The sequence below is a fragment of the Paenibacillus sp. TSM33 genome, assembly GCF_056099025.1.
The window spans coordinates 124,359-138,137 of record NZ_JBLZXB010000018.1 but is presented as its reverse complement, the minus strand read 5'-3'; the positions used below and the strand labels follow the sequence as shown (position 1 = coordinate 138,137).

General features: G+C 47.0%; 13 protein-coding genes and 1 pseudogene. 5 read left to right on the top strand and 9 right to left on the bottom strand.

Annotation, left to right across the window (positions count from 1 at the left end):
• The first annotated feature begins 28 nt into the window (after positions 1–28).
• A complete protein-coding gene (locus tag ACN6NF_RS19635) occupies positions 29–1,309 on the top strand; it encodes a type III PLP-dependent enzyme (RefSeq protein WP_474319181.1) in 1,281 nt (426 codons plus the stop codon).
• 88 nt (positions 1,310–1,397) lie between these two features.
• On the opposite strand, the gene ACN6NF_RS19630 is transcribed toward ACN6NF_RS19635, so the two are convergent.
• Genes ACN6NF_RS19630 through efeO form a run of 3 tightly spaced genes read right to left on the bottom strand, consistent with a single transcriptional unit; the run spans position 1,398 to position 5,496 of the window.
• Complete coding sequence (locus ACN6NF_RS19630) at positions 1,398–3,224, bottom strand: FTR1 family iron permease (RefSeq protein ID WP_474319179.1); 1,827 nt, start codon at positions 3,222–3,224, stop codon at positions 1,398–1,400.
• A 24-nt stretch (positions 3,225–3,248) separates the two neighbouring features.
• The gene (gene efeB / locus ACN6NF_RS19625; RefSeq protein ID WP_474319178.1) at positions 3,249–4,613 is read right to left on the bottom strand and encodes an iron uptake transporter deferrochelatase/peroxidase subunit; all 1,365 of its coding nucleotides are present in this window, start codon (positions 4,611–4,613) and stop codon (positions 3,249–3,251) included.
• A gap of 4 nt (positions 4,614–4,617) precedes the next feature.
• Entirely contained in the window at positions 4,618–5,496 is an 879-nt protein-coding gene (gene efeO, locus ACN6NF_RS19620; protein WP_016818509.1) for an iron uptake system protein EfeO, read from the bottom strand.
• 307 nt (positions 5,497–5,803) lie between these two features.
• Between efeO and ACN6NF_RS19615 the strand changes: the two genes are divergently transcribed.
• Positions 5,804–6,031 carry a helix-turn-helix domain-containing protein gene (locus tag ACN6NF_RS19615; protein WP_013372773.1) on the top strand — a complete coding sequence of 76 codons (228 nt, stop codon included), beginning with the start codon at positions 5,804–5,806 and terminating at the stop codon, positions 6,029–6,031.
• 197 nt (positions 6,032–6,228) lie between these two features.
• Here the strand turns inward: ACN6NF_RS19615 and ACN6NF_RS19610 are convergent, their stop codons facing one another.
• Positions 6,229–6,477 carry a hypothetical protein gene (locus ACN6NF_RS19610; protein ID WP_474319176.1) on the bottom strand — a complete coding sequence of 83 codons (249 nt, stop codon included), beginning with the start codon at positions 6,475–6,477 and terminating at the stop codon, positions 6,229–6,231.
• A 541-nt stretch (positions 6,478–7,018) separates the two neighbouring features.
• On the opposite strand from ACN6NF_RS19610, the gene ACN6NF_RS19605 reads away from it, so the two are divergent.
• The 3 genes from ACN6NF_RS19605 (at position 7,019) to ACN6NF_RS19595 (ending at position 8,703) form a co-directional block, all read left to right on the top strand.
• Positions 7,019–7,501: a hypothetical protein gene (locus ACN6NF_RS19605; RefSeq protein ID WP_016818510.1), complete on the top strand. Its 483-nt coding sequence runs from the start codon at positions 7,019–7,021 to the stop codon at positions 7,499–7,501.
• A 166-nt stretch (positions 7,502–7,667) separates the two neighbouring features.
• A complete protein-coding gene (locus ACN6NF_RS19600) occupies positions 7,668–8,159 on the top strand; it encodes a hypothetical protein (protein ID WP_013372771.1) in 492 nt (163 codons plus the stop codon).
• 109 nt (positions 8,160–8,268) lie between these two features.
• Complete coding sequence (locus ACN6NF_RS19595) at positions 8,269–8,703, top strand: hypothetical protein (protein WP_474319174.1); 435 nt, start codon at positions 8,269–8,271, stop codon at positions 8,701–8,703.
• Between the two features lie 72 nt (positions 8,704–8,775).
• Here ACN6NF_RS19595 and ACN6NF_RS19590 read toward each other — a convergent pair whose 3' ends face one another.
• From ACN6NF_RS19590 to ACN6NF_RS19570, 5 genes and pseudogenes are all read right to left on the bottom strand, one after another.
• A complete protein-coding gene (locus ACN6NF_RS19590; protein ID WP_474319398.1) occupies positions 8,776–9,387 on the bottom strand; it encodes a methyltransferase domain-containing protein in 612 nt (203 codons plus the stop codon).
• Between the two features lie 120 nt (positions 9,388–9,507).
• Positions 9,508–9,639 (bottom strand): annotated as a pseudogene (locus ACN6NF_RS19585) (putative RNA methyltransferase); the annotation flags it as partial.
• Between the two features lie 244 nt (positions 9,640–9,883).
• Positions 9,884–11,239, bottom strand: coding sequence for a dipeptidase (locus ACN6NF_RS19580; protein WP_474319172.1), 1,356 nt, complete (start codon positions 11,237–11,239; stop codon positions 9,884–9,886).
• Positions 11,240–11,426: 187 nt separating this feature from the next.
• Positions 11,427–11,603 (bottom strand): YjfB family protein, encoded by a 177-nt coding sequence (locus tag ACN6NF_RS19575; protein WP_013372767.1) that lies wholly within the window; start codon positions 11,601–11,603, stop codon positions 11,427–11,429.
• A 57-nt stretch (positions 11,604–11,660) separates the two neighbouring features.
• Positions 11,661–13,640: a methyl-accepting chemotaxis protein gene (locus ACN6NF_RS19570; RefSeq protein WP_474319170.1), complete on the bottom strand. Its 1,980-nt coding sequence runs from the start codon at positions 13,638–13,640 to the stop codon at positions 11,661–11,663.
• Positions 13,641–13,779: the final 139 nt, after the last annotated feature.

Sequence of the window (13,779 nt, the reverse complement as noted above, 5' to 3'; positions counted from 1 at the left end):
CAAGCAAAGAGAGGAGGGGATTCGGCAGATGGATCAAAAGGATCAAGCCTTACTGGAGCGATTTGGCGAGCATCCGACACCCTTTTATTATTATGATGGGGACGCGCTGCATGCTCACGTCAGCTCGTTGCTGGCCCGGTTACATCCGGCCGTACGTGTACATTATGCGCTCAAGGCTAATGGTAACGTAGCCTTGGCTGGTTTGCTGCGCTCGTTAGGCTGCGGTGTGGAGATTGCCTCGGCTGGAGAAATGTTCGTCGCCATGGAGGCCGGGTATGCTGCGGAGGACGTGCTGTACGCTGGGCCGGGGAAAACGGTAGCCGAGCTGCGTGAGGCGATAGCCTGTGGGATCGGCTGCATTCATGTTGAATCGGTGAGAGAGCTGCGTCTACTGGAGGAGATTGCCGCCCAAACGGGCGTGTTTGTCAGGGCTGCGGTTCGAATCAATCCCGATAATGACCTGTCGGGTGCAACGATTAAAATGGGCGGTGTTCCGCGCCCTTTTGGCGTCGATGAAGGGCAGCTGGATGACTTTTTCAAGGTGCTGGAAGATTGCCCGCACGTATATTTTCAAGGCATTCAAGTATATACAGGTACGCAAATGCTGAAAGCGGATCAGATTTTAGCTTCATTTGCGAATACCTTGCAGTTGGCAGAACGGGTGCAGGCTCAGTATGGTGTGGCGATGCATACGGTCAATTTGGGCGGTGGGTTTGGTGTACCTTATTTTGCTCATGAACAGCCGCTCGATATGGATCACGTCATTGACGGACTCAATGCACTCGCGGAGCAGACTCGATCCAGTCTGCCAGGGGTTAGGCTGATCATTGAAAGCGGCAGGTATCTGGTCGCTCAATCAGGCATGTATGTCTGCCGAGCGTTGTATACCAAGGAATCCAAGGGAGAGAAGTTTGTCGTGGCTGATGGCGGCATGAATCACTACGTCGCAGCTACCTTTCGGGGACGCCGCTTAAGGGACAATTACCCGGTGCGAATTATGCGCAGACAAGCGGGAGAAGAGGTTTCCACGGAGCTTGAGATGGTAAGCATTGTCGGCCCACTTTGTACACCCGAGGACTGTATTGTGAAAAAAGCGGAGCTGCCCCCGATTCGCGAAGGCGATTATATTGCTTTTCCGAACGCAGGAGCCTATGGATTGAGCTACAGCCCATTATATTTTTTGGGACATGCTACCCCGGCAGAACTGCTCGATTATCGTGGGGAGGTGCATGTCATTCGTGAACACGGTAATCGTACGGACCTGCTGCACCATCAGCGCATGATTGCGTTGCCTGAGGATGTGATGTAAGTATGTAAAAACGCCAAAATCATAGGAGCCGATATCCATCGGAGCTGTGATTTGGCGTTTTTTACATTTTGAGTATTGTAGTATCGACTTAACGTGATTTGGAGCTGCGTATTTCCTGACGGACAAGCTGCCATACCATAAAGATCAGCACAAGGGCTTGTGGGATAAATGTTTCCCAAGTTGGATACATTCCCAACCAACTAATGGATGGAAGCGAGGACGCAGTGTGTCCCGGAAGCTTGCCTGCCACCTGAAGCGAATGAATACTTTCGCCCAGAAATCGGAATACGAGATAGTAGATCAGTACAGTCGCAGTTAGGAAAAAGGCGCGAATTGGCAACCTTACGCTGAACTTGATGATTGCAAATGCAAGTATGACCAGTATAACTGTTGCCGAGCCAATGCCGATCAGCAATTGCGAGGTTTCGATGGCTGGAGCCATACCGATATAGAAAATAGCTGTCTCGGCCCCTTCACGTAAAATCGCGAGCGCAGAAACCGCAAAGAGCGACCACAGGCTGCCACGTGCCAGGGCATTGCCCACGCTGTTTTCCACAAAGCGGTTCCACGCAGCAGCATTGGATTTGCTATGCAGCCAGTTACCGACCGTTAGCATCAGCACAACAGCCACCAGCCCAGTGACACCTTCCAGCAGCTCACGCATGCTGCCCGATGCAGCAGCTGCCACCAGCGAGGTGAACAGCACCGCCAGTATTCCGCTTAGCACCAGCCCTGTACCAGCTCCTGCCCATATCCATCGCCCAGCCACGGCTTCGCCGCTTTTTTTGGCATACGCCAGCAGAGCTGCGAGCACGAGAATGGCCTCCAGGCCCTCGCGCAGCAAAATCAGTGCGGCGTCCCATGCAGTATAAGAACGTTCCTCAGTCAACGGACGGAGCCTGTCCAGCATCTGATCAAGAGTCTGCAAGGCTTTATCCGTATTCGGTGGGGAAGACAGCAGATATCCAGAAGTCTCGGTCATTTGATTTTCAATCGCAGTGTAAGACGCCGGATCGGAAATTTGTACATGTCCTTCGACGGAAGGCCATAGAGCGATAAACTGTCCTACCTTATCTGCGGCCTGCTCTGGCTGATTAGCTACAACATTCTGGCGTGCGGATTCGAGCAGGGTGACTGCATCGCCCAGGGAAGCTGTTGAACCATTCGCCGCTCCGGCAGCATTGCCTGCATCTGCTCTTTGCCCTGTATTCACAAGTTTGCCCTGACTATAATCAGACAGCAGCGTCGTTAACTCCTGCATTTCCTTGAGAGCCTGTGCTTGACGTATGGGCTCTGCTTGCATAGAGATGCGAATGAGGCTGATTTTCGTTTCAAGCGAACTGTATACCGAAAAATGGTCCAGACGAATCGGGGTCTCCACCTGATACCAGGCTTTAACGATTCGGTCGTAATCCACCCGCGCAGCAGCCCAATCGCCTTTTTGCATGGCAGCCAGACTGCCCTTCGCCATAGGAAGCAGTTTTTCCGCTGCTTTGGCTCCGGCCGGAGCCGGTTGATCTCCTTCGGCAGCAGTCACGAACTCATTGACCGAGCGTGCCAGCACGGATAACGCAGCTTTCGCTGAATCCCCACCACCATGAGAAAGCGCCTCTTCTGCATCGGTCAGAGCTTGATCTACAGCCGCGATATGGGCCGAATCTCCGCCATTTGCTTTGGCGGCTTCCCATAAACCACGGAATTCCTTTAGGTCCTTGGAGGCTTCCGTCCATTGGTCTTGTCCCGCCTCCACCAGTGCTCCGCCGACCACAGGCATCAGCTGATCATTAGAGACAGCTTTAGCATTTGATTGTGCGAAAGCGGCGGACCCATAGCCGGATATGAAGGGAGTTACTGTCAGCAGCAGAGCCGCCACCAGCACAAACACCCACCCCAAGCTTTTATTGCGCCGATTCATATAAATCCCCTTCCTTGCCTGCCACTAAAATAACGTATCCCCGATGTATCCGCCTTGCGACACACCTGGGAAGCAGGCGAACACCGCGCTGCCTTTGTGTACAATATATTCGTTCAGCTTGTCATTACGTGCAAGCTTCTCCTGAATGTGGACGAACTGCTTGAACAGATCACGCTGGTAGCTGATGAACAGCAGTCCGGCATCGAGCTGTCCTGTTTGTTTGTCTAATCCGCTTGAATAGGAATAAGATCTCCGCAAAATATTAATGCTTCCATCCCCATGAGCCAATGCCACATGAGAGGTAGGGGGCGTAAGCGGCTTGCCTTCAGGGCTTGTAGCCGCCAGATCCAGCTTGTCAAACTCTTTGCTTTTGCCTAGTGGGGCACCGCTGCTGCGATGGCGTCCAAAGGTATCCTCTTGGTCACCTAATGTTGAACGATCCCATACCTCTACTCGCATACGAATACGGCGTACAGCCATATAGCTGCCGTTGCCCATCCATGCTGGTCCGTCATTGGTCTGTGTCCACACCAGCCGATTCATCTCGTCTGCCTTGGACGTGTCCGGGTTTCCCGTGCCGTCCTTGAAGCCAAGCAAATTGCGTGGTGTGCTCCCTGCAGGATCAGCTTGTGCCGTCCGCTGGAAGCCTTCCTGCGTCCAACGGAGTACCGCCGTTCCTCTGGCGATGCGCGCCAAATTACGCAGGGCATGGAAAGCTACCTGCAAGTCATTGGCACATACCTGTATTCCGACATCACCGCCGCACCATTGCTCATCTAGGGCATCTCCTTGAAAACGAGGCAGCTCACGGAACCCGGCAGGCTTGAGCCCTGTCAGGCCGTACCGTCCATCAAAAAAGGAGGGGCCCACCCCAAAGGTGATCGTCGTCCGGGACGGAGACAATCCCGCCGCCTCGCCCGTATCGGAAGGAGGGAGGTTGATATTTTCATTATCGGTGCCAAGCAGCACACCAGAAGTCATTGTAGCACTTGCTTCCGTCCAGGCCTTGAAGAGATTCCGCACCTGTTCCTTGTCGCTTGTCGTTAGATCAAAAGCGGCGAAACAGATAAAATCTTGTGCCGGAGTCACAATACCCGCCTGATGTTTGCCGTAAAAAGGAACTACATCTTTGGTATCTGCCTCCGTCATCATGCTTTCGAGGCGTTGACTAGCTGACAGCACCGCGCCCACGCCACCGCCGCCAAGCAGCAGACCTAATCCACCTACCCCGGCCAGCTTCAATAGATCACGGCGTGATACGGATTTACCTTTTCCTGATCGCTCATCATCCGCTGGCTGAGCATCCTTTTCTGTCAGATCAGACTGTTCATTACGGGATTCCGCATACTGCGACTTTTCTTGTCCTTTTTGCCGCTTAAAGCCTTTCATATCATTACACTCCTAACAATTTCCCCATTTGGGACAACGGTTCTGCCAAAGCATCAAGGTTCTGACTTAGCTTTTTAATTTCTTCCGGTTTCAGTTTGGTATACGATACATAGCCTTCGCCGTCTTTGAAAGGAGCCAGCTCCTGCTGTAAGGCTGTAAAGCGTTCACCAATTTGTTTTTCCAACGCCGCGTCTTTTTGGTTCAGATCTGTTTTCAAAATGTCATAAATCTTTTGAGCACCTTCTACATTGGCCGCAAAGTCGTACAAGTCCGTATGAGAATAACGTTCCTCTTCACCCGTTACCTTCGAGGTAGATACTTCATTCAGCAACTCGACTGCACCTGTTACCATCAAGCTGGCATCAATGTTAACTGTTTCTACTTTGGCACGCAGCAGCTTGGCATCACTCAGCAGGCGGTCGGAAAACTCGTCCAATCCTTTGGTGGTGTTTTCTTCCCATAATGTTTTCTCAATACGGTGAAATCCGCGCCAATCCGCTGCATCCACATCACCGTCACGAGCGTCAATATTCGGGTCCAGATCGCCTAGTGCTTCCGCAATCGGTTCAATCCGTTCATAGTACATACGTGCTGGAGCATACAAAGCCTTGGCTTTATCCAGCTCGCCAGCTTTGACTGCGTTCGTGAATTCTTCCGTCTTTTTCACAAACGTATCGCATTGCTCAGTTGCATAGGTACGGTAAGCCGCAACCGCTTGATCAAAATTGGGAGCAGTCGCCGCAGGAGTCGTGGTCTGTGTTGTTGCTCCTGTATCTTTGGATGTTGCAGCGGGCTGCTGATCCGCAGTTCCGGCTTGTCCGCAACCTGCAAACAGGATAGAAGAGACCAGCACTCCGGCCGGTACGGCATAACGTAGTTTCATAATCAATGAACACCCTTTCTGGCCAAACTGGCCCTAAACCATAGTCTGTAGCGCGATCTCTATAACGAATTATCATTTTTTGATAATGATTATCAGTCGCATTTTTTCTTATCATAAGGCTGGCCTATATGCCTGTCAATACATATTTTAGACACAAAGTTCAACTCGTCATTAAAGCTACAAGTAAGGTGCCTATGCCCATTTTTATCCGCACATTGAACCATACCTGAGCACATGACATAAAATGTGTTGACTGTATCCCTTAACCTTGTTACACCACACAAAACCCGAGCAAGGAGGGGTGAAATTGACGAAGGGTAACGACCAGAAAAACAAGTTTTTGTTAACTCACCGTGAACGTGAAGTATTTGAACTGCTCGTGCAGGACAAAACGACGCGTGACATCGCCGGACAACTATTTATTAGTGAGAAGACGGTGCGTAACCATATTTCCAACGTAATGCAGAAACTGAACGTAAAAGGTCGTTCACAGGCGGTCGTAGAATTAATCAGGCTTGGCGAATTAAAAATCTGACCTCTCGTTCCTTGCGGGGTACAAAGTCTTCTCGATGATCCTTCAACAATGAAGGGTGGTCGGGAAGGCTTTTGTTTTGTGATAAATGTGGATTGATCTTACTTTAAATTAGGAGAGTAGTTAAAAATTGAAGTGTAAACGTAAAAACAAGCGAGTGTCTTAACCATAGACATTCGCTTGCTTTGATCATTTTTAGTTTAGAAACGATAATTCTGAAGCTGTTCCTGACAGCCAGCAATTCTTGCTTGCTCTGATTTGGGATAGCCGAGTCGTTTTGTTTTTTGACTACACATCCAACAAGAACAATGGATCTTTCCTTTAGAGAAGGTACCATCGAATTTGACAATCCATCCCCAGTGAGATGAAAGTCGTTTTTTACGGCGAATAACCCGCTTTCTGTGGTGTCTAAAATAAGCTTGATTCCGATTTTTTTGATTAGGTTTCATTTCCATCACGCTCCCTTGGGCATAAGGCTCAGCCCGTAGAAATTCCAAGGGTTAAAGCTTCTACAGGCAGAGCGTGATGGAAATCCGGTTTATATGATTAGGCATAAATCACCTGCTTGGAGTTATTTAAAAGGTAAAAGTAGAAAAGATTATATATTCAATGATACCATAAAGTCTTTATTACCAGAAAATATTGAAAAACCACTAGTAATTATGCTCAAGAAGATTAAGCGCACAAATATCTAAACTAGCAACGGTGAGTATATAACGAAAAAAACGATTAAACCGCTGAAATATATGGGAATTTGCGTGTAAGTGGTGTACTATATAGATAAGGAAGAAAATACCATGCGTTTGCCGATAAGTTATATGAATAATTAAGGTAGAAGCTGTACCACAAAGTTGTACTTAGATAGAAATGCATCTGGTGATAGTCTAAGAATGAAACACAAATCAGCATGACGGAGGATGGAAGATGAATCGGGTTTTTGCCTAGGACTACCTGTGGTATATTCTTGATCGGAGGTGAACGATAAGACATATGACACCCAACCAACACTCAATGACTTATACGCTGAACAGCGGTATAAAGGGAACGGTCGACCTATCCAGTAAACAGGTGCAGGAATGGATTAAAGCATATCGAATTGGCAGCAAATTTGTAACGGTTGTGGGCAAACAATATTTTGGTTTAAACCCTGAGTTGGTAGCAGATTTCAAGGTACATAATGAATACTCGGAGCAGAGAGAACACATATCCATGATACAGCCTGTAATGGAACGTAAAGCTGTAGATCTAGACCCTTTGGTAGAAGCGTATAGTCAGTATAAAACATTAATTCAGGTAGAATGTAAATGTGGTGCTTCCTATATAGAAGAATCACCTCATAAGAGAACCAAATGGTCATGCAAGGAATGCAACAATATTGTGTTCTTGGATCGTAAAAAGGGCATGGTGGATACGAATACAGGCAAGGCCTGGTACATGACCAACAAATACTATGTGGAAAGACAGAGCAACTGACAGATTGTCAGTTGCTTTTCTAGCAGACTCGCACGTGTTTTTGTATGCTTTTCACCATATATTAAACCCACTCCTGGAAGTGAACCTAAATCTTTTGCCAAATAATAAAATTGATGTTTTTTACGCTTTGTAGTACATTATCAAGTGTATTATAAGGAGGCTTCTCATGTACGGACATAGACAAGATGATACTTTATACATCATGACTTACACATTAAATAGTGGTATCAAGGGCACGGTGCCTTTGTCTAATCAACAGATACAGGAATGGCTTGAGTGTTACAGAATCGGCAAGAAATTTGTAACCGAGATTGGCAAAGAGTACTTTGGACTGCATGCGGAACTGGTGGCTGACTTTAAAGTGCACAATCAGTATTCAAGCTATCAGGAGGTCATTATCCCGATTCAACAGCCGGATACTGGCTTAAGAGAGCTGTCTCAAGCTTACAAATCAACAGAAACCTTAATTAAAGTAGATTGCAAATGTGGCACATCGTATGTAACAGAATCCCCCTTCAAGCGGACCAAGTGGTACTGCACCAAATGCCGGGAGATTGTTTTTCTCGACAACAAAAAGGGAATGGTTGATACTTCTAGAGGCAAGGCTCATTATATGACCAATAAGTATTTTGTGGAACGGGAAACAACTGGCGTATAAGCCGGTTGTTTTTTTGTTCATAAGGTTTGTATACGTTCTGATTTTTTTAAAACCGATTGCGATACAGTGAAAAAGGGGAAAGATAAACCTTAAAATAAACGATAGTCAGGTGGTGAACGTCATCCGGGAAAATCGTACGAATGGTGCAAGAAACCGCATCAGCACGAACAATGTGTACATAAACGAAACGCTTCATTTGGAACAAATCATAAGTGACCTGCGTGTGATGGGCTATGTTGCCTTTCATCATCAGCCGCAAATTGCAGGTGAGCCTTATGAGTTGGATGAGTTAAAAAAGCAATTACTGTCTTTTTTTCAAGAGCATCATGTATTGTGGATTGAGCTTGATCCGCTAACGCAATATGTGGTGGTGAATAATATGGGGAAGGCCACGGTGCTGAAACTCATTGGTCGGAAAATAAACCCGCTACGTGATCGGAGAGCGAACGCTGCTTTGGCGGGGAAGCCGCTGCATGAGTTGGATCGGGAGATAGAACGGCTGAATCGACTCCTGCATCTGTTGCGCTATACTCGTTTTTCTTGAGTGATATTATTAATGTAAAAAAAGCATTCACAAAGCATGTGTAATCACATGCCGTGAATGCTTTTTAGGATGTTATTTTCTACCACATAAGATGAGCAAATCTACTGTGACATACGGTAAATCTATTTCCTGCATTCGCTGCCAGTCTGCTTCCGTAGCTCCCCACGATAAGGGAGTCATATGGAGCAAAGGCTCCACGAGATCGGCATTTAGCATAAAGCGATAGGTTACTCGTTCGGCGGATAGAATATTAAATTGATCTTTAAATCGGCTTAATATATCGTCATTTAAATAAGCTGACTTTTTCTGTCTATATAAGCATCTCAATTCCTGAAGATAATATGGTTCGGGAATGACCTTTAGAATGCAGCCATCCTCCGAAAGAATCCTTTTAAATTCAGCATAATTGGAAGGGGATAAAATATTGAGTACACCGTCAAATTGCTGATTTGCAAATGGGCAATGAGCCAGATCGGCAACACACCAGAGGGCATGAGGATATGCTTTGGCTGCCGCTACAATGCCTTCTTTAGACAAATCCATACCTACGCTTGTAAGCTTGGTAATTCCCTTCCAGGTTAGCTTATCCTGAATGTGGCTCGAATGGGAGCCTTCCCCGCAACCTGCATCCAGCAAGTACAGATGTGATTTTTGATCGAACTGTGGCTTCATAAACTTGATCATGGTGCTGCTTATGACTTCATTTAAAGGATCAAAAAATCCGCTATTGCACATGATTCTTCTGGAGTTAAATAGCTGTTTATCGTATTTGGTCTTATGGGATCGGGCAGATAAATGTAAATACCCGTGTTTTGAAAGATCATAGCAATGCTGATTCGTACATAGGAGGCTTTTACCTTCCACCATACGCATGGGTTGAGAACATACAGGACAACTAAAAAGATGTTGATGCTTCCTGATCAGGCTAGCCTTCATCTCGTGTTTATTCCATTTGGACATAGAAAAGCACCTCGTTCATTCGTATTGGGTGAATGAAAAAAGGCACAGTCAAATAAACCCAATCCACTTTTCGAAAAAATGGTTGAGTTTTCATGAACTGTACCTCACATTACCGTAAACGAATGAACTGAATAATCATGTTGTGCAGCACTCCTCTAAAAAAATAGAAAGGGCTTTCGCCCTCTCTATTGTAACTTAGCCATTAGAAGTTGTCATGTGCTCACACAGATTTTAAAAACTCCACAATCGTTAGCAGACCCTTATCAAAATTCTCCAAATTAAAATGCTCGTTTGGTGCATGCAGGTTTTCATCCGGCAAGCCGAAGCCCATCAATACAACTGGAGCACTCAGCACACGGGAGAAGGTTTCCACGATCGGAATAGAGCCTCCATCCTTGGTAAATAGAGCACGTACACCGTATACTTTCTCAAAGGCATCCGCTGCTGCTTGTAAAAACGCATGTGACGGATCGATGTTAAAGGCGTTCGCTTTCTCACCTTGTTGAATATCCAGGGTAGCTCCTGCTTGAACGTGGGCGCGTAAATGGCGCTCGATTTTGTCCAGAATATCTTGCGGATTCTGATTAGCTACCAAGCGGCATGTGATTTTAGCGTGAGCTTCCTTCGGAATGACCGTTTTCGTACCTTCACCCTGGAAGCCGCCATATACGCCGTTCAGCTCCAGTGTAGGACGAGCCCCAACACGCTCGACGAAGCTAAACCCTTCTTCGCCATAGAGCGAATCAAGTGCAAGATCTTGTTGCAGCTTGCTCTCATTGAAGCCTTGCTTCGCGAATTCTTCTCTCATCTCTGCCGATAATGGAGCAACATCGTCGTAAAATCCTTCGACGCTAACGCGGCCTTTGTCGTCATGCAGGGTTGCCAGCAGAGACACCAGAGCGTGCAGGGCATTCGGCACACCGCCACCGAAGGAACCGGAATGAAGATCTGTGTTCGCCGTGTGAATGGCGACTTCCAGTGAGCACAGTCCGCGCAAACCTGTGCAAATCGCAGGCTTCCCTTTTTCGATCAGAGAGGTGTCAGACACCAGTACAGCATCTGCTGCTAGGCGTTCAGCGCCGGTGTGCAAAAACTCAAGCAGGTTCGGACTGGACACTTCTTCCTCGCCTTCAATGCAAAACTTGATGTTCAGCGGCAATTTGCCTTCCTGCTTCAAAATGGCCTCAACCGCCTTAATGTGCAAGAAAACTTGCCCCTTATCGTCTGTCGCTCCGCGCGCATACAATTTTCCATCGCGAATGGATGGCTCAAACGGTGGCGTTTCCCACAGGTGAAGCGGGTCTACAGGTTGCACATCATAGTGTCCATACACAAGGATGGTTGGTTTGCCAGGTGCATGCAAATGGTCTGCGTACACTAACGGATGGCCTTTGGTTGGAATAATTTCAACGTTTTCCAAGCCTGCAGCAGTCAGTTTGGCCGCCAGCCATTCGGCTGCTTGGTTAATGTCTTTTTTGTGCTCCGATAATGCGGAGATGCTCGGAATGGATAGCCATTCCTGAAGTTCGCCCAGTTGTTGTTCTCTGGCTTTTTCAAAATATTCAGTATAACTCATAAACTATGTATCCTCCTTTTAAATGTAAATCGTGTTTATATTGTGCTATCTTCGAACCGAGGTCGTGGACCATATGTCTAGTTTACTACGTTTTATGCTGAACGAAAAATAGGGAGATAAAAAAGCGATTCTGCCCGGGTCTGTACAGACCTGAGTAGAATCGCCTTTCATCATGAATAGGATGTACTTATGCCCGGATGTCCAGTTGACCCCCAAGATGTGGCTGTACGCTTTTTTCCATCATCTGTACCAAAGCCTGTCCTTGTTCACTGGCCTGATCCTTAGCCATACCCAATACCTTCACACTTACGGCTTGAGCCAAGCTGGCCTGACTCATACCTGTGGATAATGCTGCAATATCCATGTTCCATCCTCCTTCATTTTGATAATTCGCTTTCTCTGTATTTATCGGTAGGAATGGTTATTTTGTTTCATCCAATTGGAATTGTGTCAGTAAATCTTGTAGCTGCTCTGCCAGACGGGTCAAATCTGCGGCAGACGAGCCGATCTCTTCCATGGAGGCGAGCTGTTCCTCTGCGGCTGCGGACACGGTCTCTGTATGAGATGCTGCTTCTTCAGCGATGCGTGTGATTTCCTCCATGCTGCTGACGACTGCATTCGTTCCATTGGCAACCCCCGCAGTAGAAGCAGCTACGTTATCGAGCTGCTTCGCTGATTTAGCTACTGCTCTACGGATGCGCGAGAAGGAGCGACCGGATAGGTCAATAGAATTGATACCTTCCGTTACGCGTTCCTTGGCAGATTCCATAGCGACCAGGGCTTCAGATACACCGCTCTGTATCCCTTGAATCTGTTCGCGAATTTGCTGTGCGGAATAAGCTGAGTTTTCAGCCAGCTTGCGGACCTCTGTTGCTACGACAGCAAAACCTTTGCCATGCTCCCCAGCTCGTGCTGCTTCAATAGAAGCGTTCAGTGCAAGCAGATTAGTCTGGCTAGCAATTTCCGTAATGACGGTAACAATCGTCCCGATTCGTCCGGAACGGTCACTCAAAGCGCTGACAATCGTATCGAGCTCTTCCACGGTAGTGCGAATTCCATCGATGGAGATGACACTATTGCCGATATGCTCACTGCCTGCATCCGACGCCTGAATAGCTTGGGCGGAATAAGTGGTCATTTCTGCCATGGTGTCGGTCATAGCTGTAATGTCAGCAGACATGCCGCTAACTCGTTTCTGATTATCTTTAGCACTGTCCACCTGACGTTCGCTGCCGGCAGCCACATCTTGAATGGCTATGGTCACATGCTCGATGGCACGGGTCGTTTGTTCTGCACCTGCGGCAAGCTCTTGCGAGGACGCCGATAAATTGCCTGTCATTGCTTGAATTTCTCTAATTATGTTACGCAGGTTATCCACCATTTGTTGGAAATATCTTGATAGCTCACCAATTTCATCTGTGCTGTTCGTAGCCACGTTAATCGATAGATTACCTTGGCTGATAGCATCCATAGAATTACGCAATCTATGGATGGGTTTAAGAATACTGTTGATTAGCCACATTGCGAGCACACCAATGATGATGGCTGCAATGACCAACACTACGATTGTCGTGAGAAGAATCGGTTGGGCGGAGGCACGGGTTTCTGATTTGTCCATCGTTCCGGCAATTTTCCAGCCTGTCAGCTCATTGGTTTTGAAAATCAGATGTTTAGCTACACCAGCAGCATTGTAATCGAAGCTACCCTCCTTGGAGGTAAACAATTCAGGCGTTTTTTCTCCCATTTCGGTACTCCCGCTGACTGCTGTCGGGTGGGTAACGATGCGTTTGGTACTATCAAATATCACAATATAGCCATTTTGTCCGATTCTTAGCTTTGTGATTTCTTTTAAATTGTTCAAATTCAGAGATAGACCGAGAACACCGCTGTTGTCGGGAAGTGTACGTGAAATATACACAACGGGGACCTTGGCCGTATTGAGCCCGACAGGGCTGATTACGGTTTGACCTGGTTTTTCCATGGCCTGTTTATACCACGGACGTTCCCGAGGATCGTTTGTGGAGCCTACGGCTTTGCCAATAATAAGTTTACCTTCGGGAGTTCCTACAAACATATCAACAACTTCCGCATGCATTTTCAAATACACTTGTAATCTTTTTAGAATGGCATCATCTGCTTCAGCGCTGTTATCACTAGCCGTCAACGTTGTAGAGTAATATTCGAGATCAGCGATTTTGGCTTGAATCGTTTGAGTAACTGCGCGATCAGCTGCAGTCACGCTAGACGTCGCACTATCCAATAATTGGCGATCTGTCTGGTTATACGCTGCCTGATATGAGAAAGAGCCCACAATAATACTAGGAACAAGCATGACCAGCAGGAAAGCTGCTGTCAATTTCTTGCGTAGTGTTAATGTTTTCAGTCGTTTCAGTTGTTTCATCTAACCCCTGCTTTCTATCTATATATTCATTTCAAAAGCTTACACCATATGTATTTACTATCGGTTTTTTGGAGCTGAATTGATAGATTTATTGCTAATTTGTCCAATACGCCAAAGAATTGCTTGCATAGCATGGAGT